Below are 23100 nucleotides of genomic sequence, written 5' to 3'. Positions count from 1 at the left end.
ATGATTTAACCCGTGCGTGAATATACATTCCGCACAAAGTAAGTGAATTAACTAAAGGAAATAAGATGAGAGTTCGCGCATCAGTTAAAGCATTGTGCCGTAACTGTAAAGTGGTAAGACGTCGCGGTGTTGTTCGTGTTATTTGTACAGACCCACGTCATAAACAACGTCAAGGTTAATTGGTATAACAATTTCTTGTGAGGGTAGGGATAGGCTGATATAATATGCGGCTTTTCTTTTCTACGCACAAGTTTGATCGTGATGAACGATTGATTATTGGAGTTTAAGTATGGCTCGTATTGCCGGGGTGAATATCCCAAACCACAAACATGCGGAAATCGCTTTAACATCGATCTACGGTATCGGCCGTAATACTGCGCAGAAGATCTGTGCAGCAGCAGGTGTACTGACGACAGTGAAGGTCAAAGACCTGAGCGATGCAGAGGTGGAAAAGTTGCGTGACGAAGTTGCGAAGTTCACTGTAGAAGGTGACTTGCGCCGCGAAGTGACCATGAACATCAAGCGTTTGATGGATCTGGGTTGCTACCGTGGTATCCGTCATCGTCGCGGTTTGCCAGTGCGCGGACAGCGTACCAAGACCAATGCGCGTACGCGTAAGGGTCCTGTCAAGGCCATCAAGCAAGCTAAATAATCTCTTTGAACATTAGTAGATATTAAGGACAGTACAACATGGCAAAAGCTAATGTACGCGTTAGAAAAAAAGTTAAAAAGAACATTGCCGAGGGTATCGCTCACGTGCACGCTTCTTTTAACAACACGATTATTACGATTACCGATCGTCAAGGCAATGCATTGTCATGGGCTACTTCCGGTGGTCAGGGTTTTAAAGGTTCACGTAAAAGTACTCCATTTGCAGCACAGGTTGCTTCTGAAGTAGCTGGTAAAGCTGCTCAGGAATCTGGTGTTAAGAATCTGGAAGTTCGCATCAAGGGCCCAGGCCCAGGTCGTGAGTCTGCAGTACGTGCATTGAATGCTGCTGGTTTCAAAATCACTAGCATCACCGATGTAACACCAGTGCCGCACAACGGTTGCCGTCCACCTAAAAAACGCAGGATTTAATTCATTTCGCTGATCGCATGGTCAGCGAATCGATTAATGGAGAATATTTTGGCTAGAAATCTAGACCCTAAATGCCGCCAGTGCCGTCGTGAAGGTGAGAAGTTGTTTCTAAAAGCTGAAAAATGCTTTACAGACAAATGCGCAATCGAAAAGCGTAACTTCGCACCAGGTCAACACGGCCAACGCCGTGTAGCCCGCATGTCGGACTACGGTGTGCAATTGCGTGAAAAACAAAAAGTGCGTCGTATCTACGGAGTTTTGGAAGGTCAATTCCGTGCTTACTACGCTAAAGCAGATGGTCAAAAAGGAATTACCGGCGAGAGCTTATTGCAATTGCTGGAATCACGTTTAGACAATGTAGCTTATCGTATGGGGCTGGCAGGTTCGCGTTCCGAAGCTCGTCAGGTTGTACGCCATAACAGCATTCTGGTGAATGGCAAGCGTGTGAACATCCCTTCTTACCAGGTTAAAGCAGGTGATGTGATCAGTGTTTCACAAAAGGCTAAATCGCAATTGCGTATTACAGCTGCAGTTGAAGCAGCTGGGCAACGCGGTTTTCCTGAGTGGTTGGACGTCAACATCAAGGCATTGAGTGGTATGTACAAGGCTAAGCCTCAGCGTGATGCGTTGCCAGTTACCATCAATGAGTCATTGATCGTTGAGTTGTATTCTAAGTAATCACTTAGTCCAGGCTAAGGTTTATTTGTTTATACCCAATTACTCCAAGGAAATATATGCAAAATAGCCCTACAGAATATTTGAAGCCACGCGTAGTAGACGTTGAGGTCATTAATCCTCTGCGTGCGCGTGTGACTTTAGAACCAATGGAGCGCGGCTTCGGCTATACATTGGGTAACGCTTTAAGAAGAGTGCTTTTATCTTCTATCCCAGGCTTTGCCATTACTGAAGTAAAAATCGATGGCGTAGTACATGAGTACTCCACCATTGAAGGCGTTCAGGAAGATGTTGTTGATATCTTGCTGAACCTTAAAGGTGTTGCATTAAAACTGCACAACAAAACTGAAACCATCTTGGTATTAAGCAAGTCTGGTGAAGGCATTGTGACTGCAGGTGACTTTGAAGTTGGTCATGATGCTGAGATCGTCAACCCGAATCACGTGATCGCACATATCACCAAAGGTGGTAAGTTGAATCTGGAAGTGAAGATTGAAATGGGTCGTGGTTATCAGCCTGTGCCAGCACGCCAGAAAGCAAACGATGAAGACCGCGTATTGGGCTTCATGATGGTGGATGCTTCTTTCAGCCCTATCAACAAGGTGAGCTACCATGTTGAGAGTGCGCGTGTTGAGCAACGTACTGACTTGGACAAGCTGATCATGGACGTTGAAACCAACGGCATTATCGAGCCAGAACAAGCCATACGCGATGCAGCACGCATCCTGATCGGCCAGTTGTCAGTGTTTGCAAATCTGGAAGGCGCTTCTGCTGATGTAGAAGTAAAAGCTGCACCACAGGTTGATCCTATCCTGTTGCGTCCAGTGGATGATCTGGAATTGACAGTACGTTCTGCCAACTGCCTCAAAGCGGAAAACATTTTTTACATTGGTGATTTGATTCAACGTACAGAAAACGAGCTGTTAAAAGCTCCGAACCTGGGCAGAAAATCATTGAATGAAATTAAAGACGTGTTGGCCTCCAAAGGCTTGACACTTGGAATGAAGCTGGAAAACTGGCCACCTGTTGGCTTGGAAAAAGCTTAATTTCTAATAAGATAAATACTTAAGGAATTACTATGCGTCACGGTAATAGCAATCGTAAATTGAACAGAACAAGTAGCCACCGCGCTGCTATGTTCCGCAACATGGTGACCTCTTTGCTGCGTCACGAAGTCATCAAGACTACTTTGCCAAAAGCAAAAGAACTGCGTAAATATGCAGAGCCTTTGATCACTCTGGGTAAAACACCTACACTGGCAAATCGTCGCCTGGCTTTCAGCCGTTTGCGTGACCGTGATATCGTTGGCAAATTGTTCGGTGAACTGGGCCCACGTTACAACGCACGTAATGGTGGTTACCTGCGTATCCTGAAATGTGGTTTCCGTAATGGCGACAATGCACCTATGGCATTTGTTGAGCTGGTTGACCGCCCGGAAATCGCTGAAGCACCAGCAGCTGCAGAATAATTCCAGTTGCAAGTCTCAAATAAAAAAGCCAGCTTTGCTGGCTTTTTTGTTTTTTGAGCGTGCTATCAGCTCGGTATTTAAACAATGACTTTTTGCCTGCTATAGAGCAGCAGTCCTATCTGTGTTCACTTAACCAGTGCGTCACCTGCTCTGTATCGAACGGCCAATACAAGTAGCTTTCGTCTGCGCCCTGCAGTACCGGAATGCTGGTGGCAAACTTCTCTAGCAGGCGATTGTCATCAATAATGTCTATTGTTTGGTAAGCCAGTCCCAAGGTCTGCAACACCCGCTCTGCATCGTCACATAAGTGACAGCCCACGGTGCCATATAAAATCAAATACTTCTGCATAAATCGCTAGGTAGTGTCATCAACGCTTTGTACAATATTACCTGTAAAAAATAAACCCTGCTCAACATTGGAAAAAGCATGACTGAAATTCGTGAACATGATGAGAAGGTGAGTGAGAGCAAGGAGAGCCTGAGCGAAACGCTGCAACAGGTGATTAATTTGCTCGGCAAGCATAAGTTGGTAGAGCATGTTGTGCACAAGCAGGATATGCCTAACCATGGGCTGGTTGAATCGCTGGTCCACAAGCAGAACCTGAATATCCTGCAACACAAACTAGATCAGCTGCACCCGGCTGACGTGGCCTATATCCTGGAATCATTGCCGCTCGATGACAGGCTTATGGTGTGGGACCTGGTCAAAGCCGAGCGTGATGGCGAGATCCTGCTGGAAGCTTCTGATGCAGTGCGGCAGACGCTGATTGCGGACATGGACAGCGAGGAACTGCTTGCTGCGGCCGAACAGCTGAATACCGATGAGCTGGCTGACCTGGCGCCCGACCTGCCAAAAGACGTGTTGCAGGACTTGATGTACAGCCTGGATACGCAAAACCGCGAGCGTCTGCAGTCTGCGCTGTCGTATCCTGAAGACACGGTAGGTGCGATCATGGATTTTGATATCGTCACCATACGCGACGATATCACGCTGGAGGTGGTGTTGCGCTACCTGCGCCGCTTGCCTAAATTCCCGGACCATACCGATAAATTGTTCGTCATCAATCGCGACGACATACTGCAAGGCGTGCTGCCACTCAAGCGCATCATCCTCAATGACCCGGAAACCGAAGTGGGCGACATCATGTCTACCGATGCGGTGGTTTTTCACCCCGAGGATATGTCTGACCAGGCGGCGATGGCGTTTGAACGTTATGACCTGGTGACAGCGCCGGTGGTTGATAATAACCGCAAGCTGGTAGGACGTATCACCGTCGATACGGTGATGGATATCATCCGTGAAGAAGCGGAAGCCGATATGCTTTCCTGGGCCGGTCTGCGCGAAGAAGAAGACTTCTTTGCCTCTATCTGGAAATCAGTGCAAAACCGCTGGGCCTGGCTGGCGATTAATCTAGTGACGGCCTTGGTCGCTTCACGCGTGATCGGTTTGTTTGAGGACAGTATCGAGAAGATAGTCGCGCTGGCAGCATTGATGCCTATCGTGGCCGGCATCGGCGGTAACTCAGGCAACCAGACCTCGACCATGATAGTGCGTGGTCTCGCGCTGGGGCAGATCTCCAGCTATCACATGAAATCGTTATTGCAAAAAGAGTTGGGCGTGGCATTGCTCAACGGTTTGCTATGGGGCGGCGTACTGGGGCTGATCGCTTATATGCTATATGGCAGTGCCGCATTGGGTCTGGTCATGATGTCAGCCATGACGCTGAATCTGCTGCTGGCGGCAGTCAATGGCGTCATGATCCCGCTGGTCATGAACAAGCTGGGGCGAGATCCTGCGGTTGGCACCAGTGTCATGATCACAGCGATTACCGACAGTGGCGGCTTTCTTATATTCCTTGGTTTGGCAACCATCATCTTGTTATAAATAAACGCAATGGATAACGACATCAATATACTTTGGAAAGAAATCGTTCAGGATTTCAGCACCGCTTCTGCCCTGTGGCAGTTGTTAGTGATAGGGAGCATTCTTGCTGTAAGTGGCTTGCTTAACTGGCACCTGCGTAAGCAGATCCAGGCTGGCCGGGTAAATGTGGTTTACAAAATGCTACTCGGTGGCATACAGCGCCTGTTTTTTCCTTTTGTCGGCTTTTTGTTACTGGTGATTGCGCGCTACTCGTTACAGCACTGGATGCATGTAGGCTTGATCCGCCTGGCTGCGCGTATGCTGCTGGCCATGATCATTATCCGTAGCGTTGTGTATGTGCTGCGCTATGTATTTTCTCCCAGTGCCTGGTTGCATTCGTTTGAGCGTGTGATCGGCTGGACAGTCTGGGTGATAGTCGCCTTGCATATCGGTGGCTTCCTCGATCCTGTATTGCAGGTGCTGGAGGATGTGCAATTCAGTGTCGGCAAGCAAAAGTTAGATCTGCTACTGCTGATCCAAGGCGGGTTGACCATCATCATTACCATGCTGGTCGCCTTGTGGCTGAGTCGTATGTTAGAGCTGCGACTGATGGCTTCGGAGAAGATCGATAGCAACTGGCGTGTCATCATGGTCAAGCTGGTGCGTATGGTGGCGATCGTGATCGCCTTGCTGATGTCTCTGGCCGCGGTAGGTATTGATGTCACCATGTTATCGGTATTTGGTGGTGCTCTGGGTGTGGGTCTGGGTTTTGGCCTGCAAAAGATCGCCAGCAACTATGTGAGTGGTTTTATTATCCTGATGGATAAGTCGCTGCATATGGGCGATATCGTGACCATACGCGGTTTCTATGGTATGGTGGGCGAGCTGCGCTCGCGCTATATTGTCTTACGCAAGCTGGATGGCACTGAATTCATCATCCCGAATGAAACCATCATCACTGACGTGGTGATCAATCATACCTCCGCAGCGCACAAAGCAAAGGTGCCGGTCTCGGTGCAGATCTCATATGCAAGCGATCTTGATCTAGCCATCAAGCTATTACATGAAGTTGGTAGAACGCATGAGCGCACTCTTAGAGATGATAATGCGGTAGAGGTGATCATCAAATCATTTGGTCAGTATGGAATTGATTTGCAATTGGCGGTAGGCGTGCTCAACCCTGAAGAAGGCACCGCCAAGCTGCAAAGTGAGGTCTATTACGAGATCTGGCAGCGCTTTAAAGCGAATAATATTCAGATCCCATACCCACAGCAAGATGTGCGCATTATTTCCGGTCAGAGCGCGTTGAATGCGGCGGCAGAGTAATGAAGGCTCACCTGGAGTAATAGCTAATAAAAAAGCCTGCATATGCAGGCTTTTTTATTAATGCTTTAAACTGAAATTATTTCAATTTAGTTTCTTTGTATAGAACATGCTTGCGAGCAACTGGATCAAACTTCTTGATCTCCATTTTCTCAGGCATGGTACGTTTGTTTTTAGTAGTGGTATAGAAATGACCTGTACCAGCACTTGATTCCAATTTTATTTTTTCACGCATGATAATATCCTTTGCAGACTAAATGTCGCGAGTTAGATTTTTTCGCCAGCTGCACGCAAATCAGCCAACACAGCGTCGATACCATTTTTGTCGATAGTACGCAAAGCAGCGTTAGTAATGCGCAGGCTTACCCAGCGATTTTCGCTCTCAACCCAGAACTTACGGTTTTGCAAGTTAGGCAAGAAACGGCGTTTTGTTTTGTTTTGTGCGTGAGAAACATTGTTACCCACCATCGGCTTTTTGCCTGTTACCTGACATACACGTGCCATGGTTATCTCCAAATACTTTATCTTTTTCAGAAAGAGCGAGATTATAGAATGAAAAGCAAGACTAAATCAAGCAATTGTTATGCTTTTTAGTGATTAATGCTTTCCGGTGCTGCCAAAGCCACCTTCACCGCGTTCACTGGTGGTAAATTCATCCACAATATGAAAATCCGCCTGCACGACAGGCACGATCACCATCTGTGCGATACGCTCCAGTGGGTTCAGAATAAACGGCTCTTTACTGCGGTTCCAGCATGAAACCAGCAGCTGGCCCTGGTAATCTGAATCGATCAGCCCGACCAGGTTGCCAAGCACAATGCCGTGCTTATGACCCAAGCCAGAACGCGGCAGTATCAGCGCCGCATAGTAGGCATTATCAATATGTATCGCCATGCCGGTAGGGATCATAATTGTTTCACCCGGCTGTATGGTTTGCGTATGCTCTATACAGGCGCGCAGATCCAGCCCCGCAGAACCAGGCGTCGCATAAGTAGGCATCATGTGGTGCAAGCGCGGGTCGAGGATCTTGAGGTCTACAGTAATTGACATAGTTGCTCCAAAAATATTGCGCTATTAAAGCATGAAACCTGCTGCAAAATCACTTAGCACGATAACTAGCTCGCAATAAAAAAGCCAGCGAGTGCTGGCTTTTAGAAACGAGAAGATCTAGAAGGTATACCCTGCACTCAGCCCGACAAGATAATTACGGTCAGTAGCGGGTTCAAAAAAGCGTAAGTTACCATCATTAATTCTTACAGAGCCGATATAGTCTTTATCGAACATATTTTCAACACGTAAGTATTCCTTAAAGCGCCAGTTCTTCAGTTTTTGTTCAAAGCCAGCCCTTAGATTAAATATAGTGTAAGAGGGAGCTGAGTCACTATTTACGTCATCAACATACACTTTGCTGTTGTAGCGACCCTCCAGTGCTGAGAAAAAGCCCAGAGGCTGGTAACGCCATGCTACCTCACCATAAAGTTGGGATCTGTAAGTGCCTGGGATAGTATTGCCAGAGCGAATGGTTGTGTTAAGCCTGTTGGTAAAGTCGGAATCAAATTTGGCATCTAATAAAGTGTAAGCGCCATAAAGGGATATGTTGTTATCGAATTCGGATTGAATAGAGAATTCGACGCCCCTCCTTTTGGTTTTGTTTGCATTGGTGTAGCTTGCGCGACCCGCAATGTTGTCCTGTACGATTATCTCGTCATCGGTTGAGACATGATACAAAGTCATGTTTGCTCTAGTGGTGCTATTTAGATAAGCCTTAACACCTAGCTCATAGTTGTTACTTTCACTTGGTTTTAAACCGAGGTTGGGCGTACTGTTTGCGGCAGAAGTTGCAAATGATGATTCGATAAATGTTGGTGTTTCAAAGCCTTTGCCAAAGTTTGCGTAAAGGTTAATCGAATCAGTTGCTTTCCAAACTGCGCCAATCACAGGCGTAGTCTTTTGGTATTCCACAGCGCCGCTGTTGTTACCATTCGCGCTGTTTCCAGTAATGAAATCGTCTTTAATTTTTAAATTTACTTTGGTATGCCTTGCGCCTGCATGAATATCAAAACTATCAGTTAAGGAAAGTCTGCCCTGAATATACTGGTCAAAGTTTCTTGAGATATTCTCTTCGCGACGATTCAAGCCAAAGTTGGCGTTATTAACCACATTATTATTTCTAGCAATGCCATTGTCCGCATTAGTATCTACACGGTCATCGTTCATTTTTCCGTAAGTTAAGCCCAAACTTACATTGTATGGTTTGCTTAAAACGATCCCCTTATTATCCCAGCGTAGGTCGGCGCCCCAAAAATCGCGTGAAATTTCGCTCGCACGACCATTTGCATTAATCGGTGCTGCTGGTGGTAATGCAAGAAACTGCTCATTTTGCCTGGTCCCTACATAAGGTATAAAGCTGATAGAGTTGTTTTCATTAAATGCATGTTGAAGGTTGAAGCCTACTTGAGTGTGTGTGCGAGAGACGCGGGTATTTGATGCGATTGATCCGACGCCAGCCGCTTTAGGTGTGCTGAAAGCGGCAGCTCTGTTTAGGCCTAATGGGTCTTGTGCTTCCTGGTCAAACCAGTTAACCAATGCGGTTAACTTGGTATCGTCACTAATATTAAATTTAAATTTTGCGGTGGCTTGTTGTTTCTTTCCGCTGTTGTGGTCTCTATAGCCATCTGTCTCGAAATTCGAGACGTTCAACATGTACTCAACGTTCTCTGATTGGCCACTGGCTTGTAAAGTTTGACGTTTGGTACCGTAACTGCCAAACATGATGCTGCCATCTACTTCTGGAGATTGTGGCGCGTCTTGCGTTAGCATTTGGATGACACCACCAGATGAGTTTCCGTATAGTGATGAAAAAGGGCCTCGCATGACCTCAATGCTTTTAACCGCTGACAGGTCAACGACACCAGGTTGGCCTTGTCCATCCGGCATCGTTAAAGGAATTCCATCTACATAAACCCTTACACCTCTGACCCCAAACGCAGAGCGTGAACCAAACCCACGTGTTGAAATCTGCGGATCTTGCGCCTGATTGTTTCGGTTTTGTGCGGTGATGCCGGGAACCCGAATCAGGCTTTCGGAGAGTTGCATTTGTAGCTGTCCGTCGCGGATATTATGCTGTTCAACCACATCGATCGCCACTGGCAGGTCAAAGCTGTTTTGCGCCTGGCGGGTGGCAGTCACTACTACCGGTGAAAGTACCAGGGTTTTTTCTTCTTCGGCCTCGGCCAATGATAAGCCAGCAAAAACGGATGAAACGGCCAGGCAGACTGGCGTTAAACGGAACACAAAAGCGCGCATAAGGTACTCAATACGAATGAAATCAAATGGCGCGATTGTAAGCTGTTTGTCAGGCTGCGCCCCTCAGTATTTTCATGAATATCATGAGTGGCGGTGTGGTTGTGCCGGATTAGTTGAGTTGGCTGTGCAGGTGGCTCAGGATTTTTGCCGCAATGCTGGTTTTGTCGGCGGTTTCCAGCGCATATTCGCCACTGTCATCAATCAGGGTGACGCTGTTATTGTCGCTGCCTAAAGCCAGGTTGGCCTGGTTGGCGACAATGAGCGGAATGTTCTTGTCTTGCCGCTTTTGTCTGGCATGTTGCAATACGTGTTCAGTCTCGGCGGCAAAGCCTACACAGTAAGGCGGGTTGGGTAATTTGGCAACGTCTGCCAGAATGTCCTTATTCCGTTTGAGTTGTATGGTGAGTGACTCTTCACTTTTTTTGATTTTTTGCTCGGCAGAAACCAGCGGGCTGTAATCGGCCACCGCTGCTATCGCTATAAATACATCCTGATCCGCGATATGCTGCATCACGCTTTGATACATTGCGTTGGCCGTGCCCGCAAAGTAGGCATGGCTGACTTCAGGCCGCACGGCTGTGGCGTGCCCATGCACCAATGTCACTTCGGCGCCCATTTGCGTGGCGACTTTAGCCAGTGCAAAACCCATTTTGCCACTGCTGATGTTGGTGATGCCACGCACCGGGTCCAGCATTTCCATGGTGGCGCCAGCGGTGATGAGGATCTTTTTGCCCGCCAGTAGTTTGGGGGTGAAGTGTGTTTGTATCCCATGCAGCAGCATTTCAGGTTCAAGCATCCTGCCCTGACCGACTTCACCACAGGCTTGTTCGCCACTGTCTGGCCCGAGTAGCGTGACCTGGTCTTTTAACAGCTGCTCAATATTGCGTTGTGTGCTCGGGTTTTCCCACATCTGTTTGTTCATGGCCGGTGCGATCAGGAGTGGGCACTCACGCGCCAGGCACAATGTGGAGAGCAGGTCGTTGGCAAAGCCATGTGCCAGTTTGGCAATGAAATCCGCGCTGGCCGGTGCGACCAGAATGGCATCTGCTGGCCGACTTAGTTCTATATGCGGCATCGCGTTTGCAATGCGGGTATCCCAGCTATCGATAAATACCGGATTGCCAGACAGCGCCTGCAATGTGGTTGGCGTGATGAAATGAGTGGCCGCCTCTGTCATCACCACTTGTACGCTATGACCCTGTTTGATCAGCAGGCGGATCAGTTCGGCAGTTTTGTAGGCTGCAATGCCGCCGGTGACACCTAAAAGTAAATGATGAGGCTGTGAGTGCGCACTATTCATCTGCGTATTTTAACTGTAAAGCGCGCATATTTGGACGCATATTTGGGACCAGGCCGCTTAGCACAAACTTTAAACATGTTAAGATGTGGCAGTCAAACAGGTTGAGTAGATGCTAAAAACTGTCCGAGTCATGTTCTGGGTAGCCGTGGTAGCGACAGCGCTGATGCAGCTGTGGGATGAGTATCAGGCGCGACAGTGGCACAAGCCTTTGCATGTGGCCTTGTATCCGGTCAACGCCGATGACTCCGCAGAAGTCGAGGCTTATATAGCAAGCTTGCAAGCGGATGATTTTGAAGTCATCGCGCAATATTTTGCCCGCGAGGCGCGCAGGTATCGGTTGCCATTGTCACAGCCTATTTTTTTGCACCTGGGGCCAGCGATCAAACGGATTCCGCCGGCACCGCCCGCCGTGAACGCACCCTTGCTGGACATCATTTTCTGGAGCCTGAAATTCCGCTGGTTTGCCTGGCAACATCAGCCACCTGTAGGCCAGTCGGTCGATATCAGACTTTATCTGTTGTATCACGATGTGCACACCCATTCCCGCTTATTGCATTCGACGGCATTACAAAAAGGCCGTATCGGTCGCGTGAACCTGTTCGCCGTCGCCGCGCAGCATGAGCAGAATACGGTGGTGATCGCGCATGAGTTGCTGCATACCCTGAGTGCCAGCGATAAATATGATCTGAATACCAATGCGCCTTTGCGACCGCAAGGCTACGCCGAGCCATATATGCAACCGCTGTATCCGCAAAAAAAGGCGGAAATCATGGCTGGCAAGATCCCGCTTACTGAAAACCGGGCGCGCATGGCCATCAATCTGGATGAGACTGTTATTGGTAGACCGACATCCAGGGAGATAGGCTGGGCCAAATAAAGCTATGTCCAACTAACCTTGATGTGAGGAATAAGCGATGGCAATCACCGACTGGCCCGAACAAGAGCGTCCGCGCGAAAAGTTACTGCGGGCTGGTGCCATGGCACTTTCTGACGCCGAGTTGCTCGCCATTTTTTTAAGGGTAGGTGTGGTGGGCAAAACCGCCGTCGATCTGGCGCGTGATCTGTTGCAACATTTTCATAGCCTGAATGGCATTTTTGCTGCCAGTCTGGGTGAGATGCAGCAAGTGCATGGCATGGGCGCGAGCAAATATTGCCAGCTGCAGGCGGTGCTGGAGATGAGCAAGCGCGCGCTGGGCGAAACCTTGCAGCAGGTAGATAGCTTTAACTCGCCGGTACAAGTGAAAGCTTTTTTACAATTGCAGCTATCACCTCTGCTGCGCGAAGTGTTCTGCGTGCTTTTTCTGGATGCGCAAAACCGCCTGATCACCTATGAAACCATGTTTGAAGGTAGCCTGATGCAGACCAGCGTGCATCCCAGGGAGGTGGTCAAACGCGCAATGGCATTGAATGCAGCTGCAGTGATCCTCAGCCATAACCACCCTGGCGGAAACGCTGTGCCCAGTCGTGCCGATCAGCAATTGACGCAACTATTAAAACAGTCTTTAAGCCTGGTGGAGGTGAAAGTGCTGGATCACATTATCGTGGCCGGTCAGGACACGTTTTCGTTTAACGAACGGGGATTGATCTGAAGCTGTAAGTTTGCAACGATGAGTTTGAAGCCAGGGCAGGGGGGTGGTGGGTGCTAACGGGGTCGAACCGCTGACATTCGCCTTGTAAGGGCGACGCTCTACCAACTGAGCTAAGCACCCGTGCCTGGTAACGAAGGCCGCATTATACCTAACCCTTTTGTTCTTGCAAGAGGGGCAGCTGAGTTTTTAACAGCGATTGCAGTGTCAGCCATAGCGGGGCGCAGCTTAAACCGTCAGGCGCTTGGTGATGTTGATTAGCTGCAATGAAATATCTGCCATCCCCGTTCTGCGTTTATCTGCCATTTCAGAAAGCAGGGTATAGGCTTCTTCTTCATTCAGGGCGCGCTGGCGCATTAAAATATCCCTGGCGCCATCTACCAGTTTTTGCTCTTCCAGACTCAAACCGGCGTGGCGTGTAGCGTCAAATGGGGCAGAAGTGGTGGGTGTCGAAGGTCTCATTGGTCAAAAAGTAAATTAAATTTAATGCAAACATGATTTAGCAATCTGTGTGCCAGTTAACTTGCTGATTGTAAGTGTATGATTGTTAAGGTATATTGCCGACACCATGCACATGGGGTAGCATGCCGGGTTGCACCACTGCAGTGCTGCTGCACCAAGCTACGGGGTTGGGCTGCGGGAGCTGCTGCATAAGCAGGCTTTTTACCGATAAGAAAAACATGAAGAATAGAAAGAATTGATTATGAAGGGTTTTTTTGGGCGTGCTGGCTGGGCTTTGCTGACATTGCTGGGGGTGTTCGCAGTCGCGCAAATCGCGCTGTCCAGGGGTGAGGCGCTGAATGTTTTATGGTTGATCACCGCCGCACTTTGTGTATATGCCATTGCCTACCGTTTTTATTCGGCCTGGATCGCCGCCAGTATATTGAGTCTGGATGCCACCAGAGCGACGCCGGCGGAACGCCTGAATAACGGCCGCGATTTTGTGCCTACCAATCGCTGGGTGGTGTTTGGCCACCACTTTGCTGCTATCGCAGGGCCTGGGCCACTGGTCGGGCCTACCCTGGCGGCGCAGTTCGGCTATTTGCCAGGCACACTGTGGATACTGATAGGTGCCGTGCTGGGTGGGGCGGTGCAGGACATGGTGACTCTGTTTCTTTCTACCCGGCGCAACGGTCGTAGCCTGGGGCAGATGGCCAGAGACGAAATCGGTGCCATAGGCGGTATCGCCGCCATGTTTGGTACTTTTATGATCATGATCATCCTGATCGCCGTGTTGGGCCTGGTGGTGGTGAATGCCATGAAGCACAGCCCCTGGGGCACCTCTACTGTGGCAGCCACCATCCCTATCGCCATGATAGTCGGCGTGTATATGCGTTACTTGCGGCCGGGGCGGGTGCTGGAGGCTTCGCTGCTGGGGGTGGTATTGCTGTTGGGCTCTGTTGTGCTGGGTGGCTGGGTCGACCACCACCCGCTGTTGTCTGGCTGGTTTGACCATGAAGGCTTGCCGCTGGCCTTTAGTGTCATCGCCTATGGTTTTGCTGCTGCCGTGCTGCCGGTCTGGCTGCTGCTGGCGCCGCGTGATTATTTATCCACTTTTATGAAGCTGGGCACAGTGCTGATGCTGGCGATCGCCATATTATGGCTGCGCCCGGATATCCGCATGCCGGCCATCACGCCATTCATAGATGGCACTGGCCCTATCTTTGGCGGCAAGCTGTTTCCGTTTGTATTTATCACCATTGCCTGTGGGGCGATCTCCGGTTTTCATGCCCTGATCGCCAGTGGCACGACGCCCAAGCTGATCACCTGTGAATGCGATATACGCATGATAGGCTATGGCGCCATGCTGCTGGAAAGCTTTGTCGCCATGATGGCCATGATAGCGGCGACCATACTTGAACCCGGTGTATTTTTTGCCATCAACAGCCCGGCCGGTGTGGTGGGCAAAGAAGCGTTAGACGCAGTGAATACCATCAGCAGCTGGGGTTATCAGGTATCTGTTGAGCAAATGCAGAGTTTGGCCAGTGCCATGGGTGAAACTACATTATTTGCCCGTACCGGCGGTGCGCCTAGCCTGGCTGTTGGCATGGCCAGTATTCTGGGCACAGTCTTTGGCAAACATTTATTAGCCTTGTGGTACCACTTTGCCATTATGTTCGAAGCCATTTTCATCCTGACCACCCTGGATGCCGGTACCCGCGTCGGCCGCTTTATGTTGCAGGATATGCTGGGCAATCTGCATCCCAAGCTCGGCGAGACCTCTTATACACCTTCCGTGATCCTGACCAGTGCACTGGTGGTGGCCGGCTGGGGTTATTTTCTTTATATCGGTGTGATAGACCCCAATGGTGGCGTCAATATCCTGTGGCCATTGTTTGGCATTGCCAACCAGATGCTGGCCGCGATCGCCCTGTCAGTTGGCACCGGCATATTGATCAAATCGGGCAAGGCCGGCAAAGCCTGGATCACCGGTTTACCTCTGGTCTGGCTGCTGATCATCACCAGCACGGCGGCTTACGAAAAAATATTCAGCAGTGATGTGCGCGTCGGTTTTTTTGCCGCCGCCAATGATCTGTCACACAAGCTGGCGGCCGGCTTATTGCCGCCGGACAAAGCGGCAGTCGCGCCACAGCTGATTTTCAACCAGCAGCTCGATGCCTGGCTGACCCTGTTTTTTGTAGCAGTGCTGTGGGTGGTGTTTTTTGATATGTTAGTCATGAGCTGGCGTTACTTTGCGGGTAAGCGGGTGCTGCCATCCACCGAAACGCCGTATGTACCTACCAAATATGTTGCTGGCGAAGTCTAAGAAAGCGAAGGTGATGGTATGAACTGGCTTAAACGATGCTGGCGGCGTATCCGGCAATTATCCGGCGATGATGCGTATGAGCGTTATTTGCAACACTATGCTGAGCATCATGCTCCGCTGGCAGAGAATGCTCCACCCTTATCAAAAGCGGAATTTTTCAAGCAATGGCAGGATAACAAATGGAAAGGGCTGAAACGTTGTTGCTGAATGGCTTTAGTGGAAGCCACCTGGTGAAACAGATGGCTTCTTAAATCGTTATTTATATGTTTTGGAATTTTCGCGTATATATTTCAACATGGCGTTAAACATCGGGTACCAATTGTACTGATCGTTAACTCCTTTCCACGCATAATCCAACTCGGTTTCGGTAATGAATATGTCCTCCATGGTTTGAGGGTCAGTTAAAATAAATTGTACAGATTTGTTCGTGTAGCCTTCTTTTTTAAATTCGACCCTGAACCATAAAAAGTCTTTGTAGTTCTTGGCGGCATTATTAATGCCTATTCTGTCAGAGACTGAAGGTATTTTATCCGTCAGGTTGGCTTGAACAATTCGTGTTTCAAGTTCATTGAGCGTCATTAAGCTATCAAAATAGTGCATATTTGTAATCTGACCGCGAACAAAATCTTCATCATTGATTAAAAGTAAAGACTTTCTCTTATCCAGATCGATAGGTTTCTTAAGGATGGTTTTTGCCTCGGTTTGAGCCGGGTAATAACCTGTCTTTGGGTCTAAAGGGACGACTTTGAGTACGCTGCAAGCACTTAATAAAACCATTAAAAAGCTAATTAGAATTTTTTTCATATTATTTCCAGGATTATTGATTTTCTTTTATCCATACTGAAAGCGCATTGAACAGTGGATATAGCAATGCCTCATCGGTTTGACCATCATGCCATGTCCTTGCTTCAAACAGGTCTTCTGCATTAACCGGATTGGTGACGACCAATGTCAGGTAGTTTTTGTTATTTTCCTGCTTGGGATAAAGTCTTATCCATAAAAATGGTTTGTAGTTGTTAGCAAAACGGCTTAAACCTATTTGGCTGTCCAGATTAATGACTTTATCTTGCAGGTTGTTGGCAATGACGATTTTTTCTAAATCATTGTATTTTAAGACCTGGTTGAAATGATTGAAGGATTTTAATTGATCATAGCCATACTGAAAGTAGTATTGGTTAGATGAGAAAAAAGCCATTTCTTTATAATGATTTAATGGAAATTTCGTGCTCTTTGTAACGTCGGCCTGACCTAATTTTCTACCTTCTTTAGCCTGAATCAGCCCGCCGTTGTCGACATTAGCAACTTTAAGTTCAGGCATACATCCAGATAGTGGGATTGAGGCCAGCAATCCTATAACAAGCCATTTCATTTTTATTCTCCCTTTATTATTTTTGGTAAAGCGATGATAAGCATAGTGTTCAAAGCTTGCAATTAAAATTGCTGCATCAGGCTATTGTTGTTATGTGCAGGATGTAACAATCTTGTAAGCGGTTCCATCGCGACGGTTTATTCAGTTAAAATAACGTTTTAACGACCATCCTAGTGTTTCTCATGCCTAAATACCGTTCTCATACGACAACTCAGGGCCGTAACATGGCTGGTGCCCGCGCGCTTTGGCGAGCCACCGGCATGAAAGATGAAGACTTTTCCAAGCCGATTATCGCTATCTCAAACTCGTTCACCCAGTTTGTGCCTGGGCACGTGCATTTAAAAGACCTGGGCCAGTTAGTCGCGCGTGAGATTGAAAAAGCCGGTGGCGTAGCTAAAGAATTCAATACCATTGCGGTGGATGACGGCATTGCCATGGGCCACAGCGGCATGCTGTACAGCCTGCCCAGCCGTGACCTGATCGCCGACAGTGTGGAATACATGGTGAATGCGCATTGTGCAGATGCGCTGGTGTGTATCTCTAATTGCGACAAGATCACACCCGGTATGCTGATGGCGGCATTGCGCCTGAATATCCCGGTGGTGTTCGTTTCCGGCGGCCCTATGGAAGCCGGTAAAGTCAACTGGCAAGGCACAGTGCGTAAACTGGATCTGGTCGATGCCATGGTCGAAGCAGCAGATAGTCACGTCAGCGATGAAGAGGTAGCTGAAGTTGAACGTTCTGCCTGCCCGACGTGCGGCTCCTGTTCCGGTATGTTTACTGCCAACTCCATGAATTGCCTGACTGAGGCACTAGGCCTGAGTTTGCCAGGCAATGGTTCAACGCTGGCGACACATGCCGCGCGTAAACAATTGTTCTTGCAGGCCGGCCGCCTGATCGTTGATCTGGCCAAGCGCCATTACGAGCAGGATGATTATTCAGTCCTGCCACGCAATATCGCCAACATGCAGGCTTTTGAGAATGCCATGAGCCTGGATGTGGCCATGGGTGGCTCTACCAATACCGTGTTGCACCTGCTGGCCGCCGCGCACGAGGCCGGGCTGGATTTCACCATGCGTGATATAGACCGTATCTCCCGCCAGGTGCCTTGTGTGTCTAAAGTGGCACCAGCGACCAGTAAATACCATATGGAAGACGTGCACAGAGCCGGTGGCGTGATGGGCATATTGGGCGAACTTAATCGCGCCGGTGTCATCCATACCGATGTACCAACCGTTCATAGTGCGAGCATGGGTGAAGCATTGGCCAAGTGGGATATCGTCACCACGCAAGATGAAGAAGTGAAAAAGTTTTATCGCGCAGCGCCTGGCGGTATCTCCACCACTATTGCTTTCAGTCAGAGCATGTTATGGCCAGACCTGGATGATGATAGGGAAAACGGTTGTATCCGCAACAAAGAACATGCTTACTCGCAAGATGGCGGTCTGGCAGTGTTGTATGGCAATATCGCGCTGGATGGCTGTATCGTTAAAACCGCCGGTGTCGATGACAGTATCTTGAAATTCACTGGCCGCGCACGCGTGTTTGAAAGCCAGGATGATGCGGTGGAAAGTATCCTGGCTGACCAGGTAGTCGCTGGCGATGTGGTGGTCATTCGTTATGAAGGCCCGCGTGGCGGGCCAGGCATGCAGGAAATGCTGTATCCGACTTCATACCTGAAATCCAAAGGCCTGGGCAAAGCGTGTGCCTTGCTGACAGACGGACGTTTTTCAGGCGGTACTTCTGGCCTGAGTATAGGCCATGCCTCGCCGGAAGCGGCAGAAGGTGGCGCTATCGGGCTGGTGGAAGAGGGCGATACCATAGAGATAGACATCCCTAACCGCACCATACATTTAGTCATCAGTGATGAAGACATGGCGCACAGACGCGCCACCATGGAAGCCAAAGGCCACCATGCCTGGAAACCGGCCACCCGTGAACGTGTGGTTTCACCTGCGTTGCGAGCCTATGCCGCCATGAGTACCAGCGCCGCCAGAGGCGCAGTGAGAGATGTGTCACAAATTGAAAGGGGTAATAAATGACCGCACACGCAACATTGGAACAAGGTCAACCCGAAATGACTAAACGCATGAAACTGCATGCGCACGTCAACCAGCTGCAAGATGAGCAAGGCCTGCAATATCTGGAGATCGATAACCCGCTGGCGACTGGCAAGATCGCCTTGCAAGGCGCACATGTCATGCAATGGCAGCCCAAGTTTCTGGCTGATCCGGTATTGTGGCTGTCTAGCAATGCACGCTATGTCAAAGGCCGCTCTATCCGTGGTGGCACCCCTATCTGCTGGCCATGGTTCGGTGCCCACCCGACTGACAGCACCCTGTGCCCACATGGCTTTGCGCGTGTGATTCCATGGCGGGTGATGGATATTGATGCCACCCCTACCGGTGCGACGCGCATCATCCTCGAGATGCAACAGACCCCGGAAGCGCAACGCCAGTTGTCCTACCCATATGAGTTGACACTGACCATCACCATAGGCCGCCGTTTGCGTATAGATCTGGCGACCACCAACCTGGCCAAACACCCGTTTGTCATCAGTGAGGCTTTCCATACCTATTTTAATGTCAGCGATATCTCCAATATCAAGATCACTGGCATGCAGGACTGCGTCTATCTGGACAAACTGCTCGATTATGAACGTAACGTCGAACACAATGCGCTGGCCTTTGATGGCAGCGAGTATGATCGCGTTTACGTCCACCACAGTTCTGATTGTGCGATACATGACAGCGGCTTTAACCGCATCGTGCATATCGCCAAATCTGGCAGTGATGCCACCGTGGTATGGAACCCGGGTGCCGAAAAAGCCGGCTCCATGGGCGATATGGGCGTGGGTGACGAATGGCGCAAGACCATTTGTGTAGAAACCACCAATGCCCTGGATAACATGGTTGTCATCAACCCTGGCCGCAAACACATCCTCAGCGCTGAATACTCCATAGAAACGCTGTAACTCCCTTTTAAAACGCACGTGTCAACGCATTTGTGACACGTGCGTTTTACCCATGTTGGCAAAATACCAATCAAACTGAAAATATTTGATGTGCCTGGCATTTTCACGGCTACATGCTTGTGGAATTTACCTGGTCAGGTAAGATGCCACATGCATGAAAATTGCATTGGGGATTTATTATTTTAAAGATATTCAAGGAGTGCGCATGAAAGTTTTATTTTCTGCAATCACAGCAGCCGTCTTACTAACGGCTGGTCAGGCTCAAGCTGCAGATGCAGCGGCAGCAAAAGCATTGGCACAAAAAAGCGGCTGTCTGGCTTGCCACAGTGTAGATGCAAAAGTATTGGGTCCAGCGTATAAAGATGTTGCGGCAAAATACAAGGGTGACAAATCAGCAGAAGGCAAGCTGATCGATAAAGTGAAAAAAGGCGGCAGCGGTGTTTGGGGAAACATTCCTATGCCAGCTAACAGCCCGCAAGTAAAAGACGAAGATATCAAGACCATAGTTGAGTGGATCCTGGCGCTGTAATCTTTGCCTGAGCAATAAAAAAGCCGACTTCGTGTCGGCTTTTTTATTATGGCAATCACGTCCGGCTAAGGGCGTAATTTGCTGTGACGTATGGAGTAGACGAAATAGAACACCGCCCCTATCAGCGCCCAGCTGATAAAACGGTGCCAGGTCTCGGCCGGCAGAAAAGACATCAGCGCGCCGCAGGCAACGACGCCGGCAACCGGGATCAGCGGATTAAATGGATTCTTGAATGGGCGTGGCAGCTGCGGGTGCGTCATGCGCAGGCGGATCACACCGATACACACCATGATAAAACTGGCCAGCGTGCCTATATTGACCGTCTCGGCCAACTCGCCCAGCGGAATAAACCCGGCGACGATAGACACCACAAAGCCGCACATCAGAATGATCTTGCTCGGCGTTTGCCGGTCTGGGTTCACTTCAGAAAAGATGGGCGAGATCAGGCCGTCCCTACTCATGGCGAACAGGATGCGGGTCAGGCCGTAGAGCAGCACCAGCAATACGGTGATCAGCCCGGCGATCACGCCGGTAGCCACCAGTGTGGATGACCAGTGATAACCCAGTTTGGTCAGTGCGAACGCTACCGGTGAAGAAGTGTTTAATTCTGCATAGGGCACCACGCCGGTCAGCGTACCCGAAACGATGATGTAGATGATGGTGCAGAACAGCAGCGAGGCGATCAGGCCTATAGGCAGATCGCGTTGCGGATTCTTGCATTCTTCGGCCGCGGTAGACACCGCATCAAAGCCGAAATAGGCAAAAAACACCAGTGATGCACCGGCGAATACGCCTATATTCTTGCCATTTTCCAGCGTTTCAAACCAGCCGAATGGCATGAATGGCTGCCAGTTATCTACATTGATATGACCGACCGCCAGAATAATAAAAGTCGCAATGGTTGAAAGTTTGATCGCCACCATCAGGTTGTTGGCGCGCGCGCTCTCCTTGACGCCTACCATCAGCAGCAAGGTCAGGATCCAGATGATGGCAAAAGCCGGCAGGTTGATACTGCCACCCAGCACCGGGGCTTTGGTCAGGTGCACGGGGATATGCCAGCCCAGGCTGCTGGCGGTATTCACAAAGTAGCCCGCCCAGCCATTGGCCACCGCGGCCGCGCCTACGCCATATTCCAGTAACAGCATCCAGCCCATCATCCAGGCCGCAAACTCGCCGAATGCGACATAGCTATAGCCATATGCGCTGCCCGAGCCGCCTATAGAAGACGCCAGTTCGGCATAGGCCAGCGCGGCAAAGCCGGCGGCAATGCCAGCGATGATAAATGAAATGACCACCGCCGGGCCCGACTGTGTGGCGGCGGCGATACCGGTGAGCACGAAAATACCGGTGCCTATCGCACCGCCTATGCCGAGTAATGCCAGATCAAAAGCGGTTAGACATTTGCGCAGGCCGGTGTGCGCATGCGGCTGTATAGGTTTTTTACGTAATAATTGTTTTAGCATTGCTGAATCCCCTTGTCATGCAAGGGTAAAGCAATCGTTATACCAGCGTCAATGCAATTGACAAATTTGCCGCTCAGGCATCTGACCAGGTCAGCTGGCGTAATGCTGCTGCAAGGTGGCTATCATGTAACTGTGATCCAGCACGCCTGCGCTCTCACGTATGCTGTGCATGGCCCACATCGGGTTGCCTACATCCACGGTGGCTATGCCGAGCTGGGCAGCCATGATAGGGCCTATGGTGCTGCCACAACCGAGGTCAGTCCTGTGGGCGTATTGCTGGTAAGGCACGCCAGCCTGCTGGCAAAGCTGGATAAAGCGCGCAGCGGTGGCGGCATTGGTGCTGTAACGCTGGTTGGCATTGGTTTTGATCACCGGCCCCTGATTCACCTGCACGTGGTGGCAAGGCTCGTAACTGCCAGCATGGTTAGGATGAAAGGCATGCGCCATATCGGCACTGATAAAGAAACTGCGCGAAAAACTGCGCAATTTGTCTTCCTGCGTCAGCTGCTGTGTATGGCTGATGCGTTCCAGCACATCGAGCAGAAAACTGCCGCCAGCACCGGTGGCCGTCTCAGAGCCTACCTCTTCGTGGTCGAATAATGCACAAATAGAGGTCGCCTGCGGTTTTTCGGTGCTGAGCAAGGCTTGCAATGCTGCGTGGCAAGAAGCCAGGTTATCCAGCTGGCTATCGGCAATAAACTCTTGTTCCATGCCCCAGAAGCTGCCGGCTTGGGTGTCATAAAGCGCCAGGTCCCAGCTTAAAATATCTTCCGCCGCTACCTGCAAGTGGCTGGCCAGGGTGTCTGACAGTAATTGTCTGGCCGCTTCGCTATTGGCGGCATGGCCAAAAATCAGCGGCAGGCCGGTTTGCTTGTTCAAAGCCAGGCCTTTTTCATTCACTTCCCGGTTCATATGGATAGCCAGGTTAGGCAGGCGGGCGACTGCCTGCTCCAGTCTGAGCAGGTGCGAGCTATGGCCGCCAGCGGTTTTAACGATGACGCGCCCGGCCAGGCTGAGGTCTCTGTCGGTAAAGGTAGCCAGGATAGGCCCGCCGTACACTTCTACCCCAAGTTGCGCGATCCCTTCAGTGCTGTAAGCCGCCTTGGGTTTCAGGCGCAAGCCTGGCGAATCGGTGTGTGCACCTACGATGCGGAAGCCCTGTTCGGCAATAGGCTGTAGACCGAGCACGAACGCAATGATAGAACCGCCATCACGCACGACGTAGTATTTGCCACCAGGAGTGAACTGCCAGCTGTCCTGCTCCTGCAGCCGGCAGTAGCCATGCGCGGCCAATGCCTGTTCAACCTGGGTGACGGCATGCCAGGGGCTGGGGCTGGCATCAATAAACTCCAGCAGGGCTAGGGCGCGTTGTCTGGCATCTATTGAGATTGGCATG

Annotated in this window: 26 protein-coding genes and 1 tRNA gene; 15 read left to right on the top strand and 12 right to left on the bottom strand. The window is 50.0% G+C overall.

Going from position 1 to position 23100, the window contains the following annotated elements:
- Nucleotides 1-65: 65 nt before the first annotated feature.
- The 6 genes from rpmJ to rplQ all read left to right on the top strand — a co-directional run bounded on the left by rpmJ (nt 66) and on the right by rplQ (nt 3223).
- Entirely contained in the window at nt 66-179 is a 114-nt protein-coding gene (rpmJ, locus tag ACFQ1Z_RS08630; protein WP_325241676.1) for a 50S ribosomal protein L36, read from the top strand.
- Between the two features lie 110 nt (nt 180-289).
- Nucleotides 290-652 (top strand): 30S ribosomal protein S13, encoded by a 363-nt coding sequence (gene rpsM, locus ACFQ1Z_RS08625; protein ID WP_091472875.1) that lies wholly within the window; start codon nt 290-292, stop codon nt 650-652.
- A 38-nt stretch (nt 653-690) separates the two neighbouring features.
- Nucleotides 691-1080 (top strand): 30S ribosomal protein S11, encoded by a 390-nt coding sequence (rpsK, locus tag ACFQ1Z_RS08620; RefSeq protein WP_018986256.1) that lies wholly within the window; start codon nt 691-693, stop codon nt 1078-1080.
- A gap of 48 nt (nt 1081-1128) precedes the next feature.
- Nucleotides 1129-1758, top strand: coding sequence for a 30S ribosomal protein S4 (gene rpsD / locus ACFQ1Z_RS08615; RefSeq protein ID WP_379032465.1), 630 nt, complete (start codon nt 1129-1131; stop codon nt 1756-1758).
- A gap of 56 nt (nt 1759-1814) precedes the next feature.
- Nucleotides 1815-2801, top strand: coding sequence for a DNA-directed RNA polymerase subunit alpha (locus ACFQ1Z_RS08610; protein ID WP_055827085.1), 987 nt, complete (start codon nt 1815-1817; stop codon nt 2799-2801).
- A gap of 32 nt (nt 2802-2833) precedes the next feature.
- Nucleotides 2834-3223, top strand: coding sequence for a 50S ribosomal protein L17 (gene rplQ, locus ACFQ1Z_RS08605; RefSeq protein WP_055827082.1), 390 nt, complete (start codon nt 2834-2836; stop codon nt 3221-3223).
- Between the two features lie 115 nt (nt 3224-3338).
- Here the strand turns inward: rplQ and ACFQ1Z_RS08600 are convergent, their stop codons facing one another.
- Nucleotides 3339-3572, bottom strand: a complete 234-nt coding sequence (locus ACFQ1Z_RS08600; RefSeq protein WP_379057004.1) for a glutaredoxin family protein — start codon at nt 3570-3572, stop codon at nt 3339-3341.
- Between the two features lie 78 nt (nt 3573-3650).
- Between ACFQ1Z_RS08600 and mgtE the strand changes: the two genes are divergently transcribed.
- Both mgtE and ACFQ1Z_RS08590 read left to right on the top strand, forming a co-directional pair.
- Nucleotides 3651-5108 (top strand): magnesium transporter, encoded by a 1458-nt coding sequence (mgtE, locus tag ACFQ1Z_RS08595; RefSeq protein ID WP_379057003.1) that lies wholly within the window; start codon nt 3651-3653, stop codon nt 5106-5108.
- 9 nt (nt 5109-5117) lie between these two features.
- Nucleotides 5118-6413 carry a mechanosensitive ion channel family protein gene (locus ACFQ1Z_RS08590; protein ID WP_379057002.1) on the top strand — a complete coding sequence of 432 codons (1296 nt, stop codon included), beginning with the start codon at nt 5118-5120 and terminating at the stop codon, nt 6411-6413.
- A 76-nt stretch (nt 6414-6489) separates the two neighbouring features.
- On the opposite strand, the gene rpmG is transcribed toward ACFQ1Z_RS08590, so the two are convergent.
- From rpmG to coaBC, 5 genes are all read right to left on the bottom strand, one after another.
- Entirely contained in the window at nt 6490-6645 is a 156-nt protein-coding gene (rpmG, locus tag ACFQ1Z_RS08585) for a 50S ribosomal protein L33 (protein ID WP_011478679.1), read from the bottom strand.
- 32 nt (nt 6646-6677) lie between these two features.
- On the bottom strand, nt 6678-6914 hold the full coding sequence (gene rpmB / locus ACFQ1Z_RS08580; protein WP_091472854.1) for a 50S ribosomal protein L28: 237 nt from the start codon (nt 6912-6914) through the stop codon (nt 6678-6680).
- 93 nt (nt 6915-7007) lie between these two features.
- Nucleotides 7008-7460: a dUTP diphosphatase gene (gene dut, locus ACFQ1Z_RS08575; RefSeq protein WP_379057001.1), complete on the bottom strand. Its 453-nt coding sequence runs from the start codon at nt 7458-7460 to the stop codon at nt 7008-7010.
- A 117-nt stretch (nt 7461-7577) separates the two neighbouring features.
- Nucleotides 7578-9716, bottom strand: coding sequence for a TonB-dependent receptor family protein (locus ACFQ1Z_RS08570; RefSeq protein ID WP_379057000.1), 2139 nt, complete (start codon nt 9714-9716; stop codon nt 7578-7580).
- Nucleotides 9717-9825: 109 nt separating this feature from the next.
- Entirely contained in the window at nt 9826-11016 is a 1191-nt protein-coding gene (gene coaBC / locus ACFQ1Z_RS08565; RefSeq protein ID WP_379056999.1) for a bifunctional phosphopantothenoylcysteine decarboxylase/phosphopantothenate--cysteine ligase CoaBC, read from the bottom strand.
- A gap of 109 nt (nt 11017-11125) precedes the next feature.
- Here coaBC and ACFQ1Z_RS08560 point away from each other — a divergent pair, with 109 nt between their 5' ends.
- Nucleotides 11126-11893, top strand: a complete 768-nt coding sequence (locus tag ACFQ1Z_RS08560; RefSeq protein ID WP_379056998.1) for a hypothetical protein — start codon at nt 11126-11128, stop codon at nt 11891-11893.
- 37 nt (nt 11894-11930) lie between these two features.
- Nucleotides 11931-12605, top strand: a complete 675-nt coding sequence (radC, locus tag ACFQ1Z_RS08555) for a RadC family protein (protein ID WP_379056997.1) — start codon at nt 11931-11933, stop codon at nt 12603-12605.
- Nucleotides 12606-12649: 44 nt separating this feature from the next.
- Here the strand turns inward: radC and ACFQ1Z_RS08550 are convergent.
- Nucleotides 12650-12725: transfer RNA gene (locus ACFQ1Z_RS08550), tRNA-Val, on the bottom strand.
- A gap of 105 nt (nt 12726-12830) precedes the next feature.
- Complete coding sequence (locus tag ACFQ1Z_RS08545) at nt 12831-13064, bottom strand: ANTAR domain-containing protein (RefSeq protein ID WP_379056996.1); 234 nt, start codon at nt 13062-13064, stop codon at nt 12831-12833.
- A 241-nt stretch (nt 13065-13305) separates the two neighbouring features.
- Here ACFQ1Z_RS08545 and ACFQ1Z_RS08540 point away from each other — a divergent pair, with 241 nt between their 5' ends.
- Together ACFQ1Z_RS08540 and ACFQ1Z_RS08535 are read left to right on the top strand one after the other, a co-directional pair.
- The gene (locus ACFQ1Z_RS08540) at nt 13306-15369 is read left to right on the top strand and encodes a carbon starvation CstA family protein (RefSeq protein ID WP_379056995.1); all 2064 of its coding nucleotides are present in this window, start codon (nt 13306-13308) and stop codon (nt 15367-15369) included.
- An 18-nt stretch (nt 15370-15387) separates the two neighbouring features.
- The gene (locus ACFQ1Z_RS08535) at nt 15388-15576 is read left to right on the top strand and encodes a CstA-like transporter-associated (seleno)protein (RefSeq protein ID WP_379056994.1); all 189 of its coding nucleotides are present in this window, start codon (nt 15388-15390) and stop codon (nt 15574-15576) included.
- 48 nt (nt 15577-15624) lie between these two features.
- On the opposite strand, the gene ACFQ1Z_RS08530 is transcribed toward ACFQ1Z_RS08535, so the two are convergent.
- Together ACFQ1Z_RS08530 and ACFQ1Z_RS08525 are read right to left on the bottom strand one after the other, a co-directional pair.
- Nucleotides 15625-16173 carry a hypothetical protein gene (locus ACFQ1Z_RS08530; protein WP_379056993.1) on the bottom strand — a complete coding sequence of 183 codons (549 nt, stop codon included), beginning with the start codon at nt 16171-16173 and terminating at the stop codon, nt 15625-15627.
- A gap of 13 nt (nt 16174-16186) precedes the next feature.
- Nucleotides 16187-16738, bottom strand: coding sequence for a hypothetical protein (locus ACFQ1Z_RS08525; protein WP_379056992.1), 552 nt, complete (start codon nt 16736-16738; stop codon nt 16187-16189).
- Nucleotides 16739-16920: 182 nt separating this feature from the next.
- Between ACFQ1Z_RS08525 and ilvD the strand changes: the two genes are divergently transcribed.
- From ilvD to ACFQ1Z_RS08510, 3 genes are all read left to right on the top strand, one after another.
- Nucleotides 16921-18780: a dihydroxy-acid dehydratase gene (gene ilvD, locus ACFQ1Z_RS08520; protein ID WP_379056991.1), complete on the top strand. Its 1860-nt coding sequence runs from the start codon at nt 16921-16923 to the stop codon at nt 18778-18780.
- Nucleotides 18777-19712, top strand: a complete 936-nt coding sequence (locus ACFQ1Z_RS08515) for a D-hexose-6-phosphate mutarotase (RefSeq protein ID WP_379056990.1) — start codon at nt 18777-18779, stop codon at nt 19710-19712. Before ilvD ends, ACFQ1Z_RS08515 begins: the two co-directional genes overlap by 4 nt.
- Before the next feature lie 205 nt (nt 19713-19917).
- A complete protein-coding gene (locus ACFQ1Z_RS08510) occupies nt 19918-20241 on the top strand; it encodes a c-type cytochrome (protein ID WP_379057203.1) in 324 nt (107 codons plus the stop codon).
- 65 nt (nt 20242-20306) lie between these two features.
- Here the strand turns inward: ACFQ1Z_RS08510 and ACFQ1Z_RS08505 are convergent, their stop codons facing one another.
- Nucleotides 20307-21704 (bottom strand): amino acid permease, encoded by a 1398-nt coding sequence (locus ACFQ1Z_RS08505; protein WP_379056989.1) that lies wholly within the window; start codon nt 21702-21704, stop codon nt 20307-20309.
- 90 nt (nt 21705-21794) lie between these two features.
- On the bottom strand, nt 21795-23099 hold the full coding sequence (locus tag ACFQ1Z_RS08500) for a M18 family aminopeptidase (RefSeq protein WP_379056988.1): 1305 nt from the start codon (nt 23097-23099) through the stop codon (nt 21795-21797).
- Nucleotide 23100 lies beyond the last annotated feature (1 nt).

The sequence above is a fragment of the Methylophilus luteus genome (assembly GCF_042676265.1).
Classification (GTDB): domain Bacteria; phylum Pseudomonadota; class Gammaproteobacteria; order Burkholderiales; family Methylophilaceae; genus Methylophilus; species Methylophilus luteus.
The sequence above is the reverse complement of the archived record's forward strand: the minus strand, read 5'-3'. Positions and strand labels throughout refer to the sequence as shown.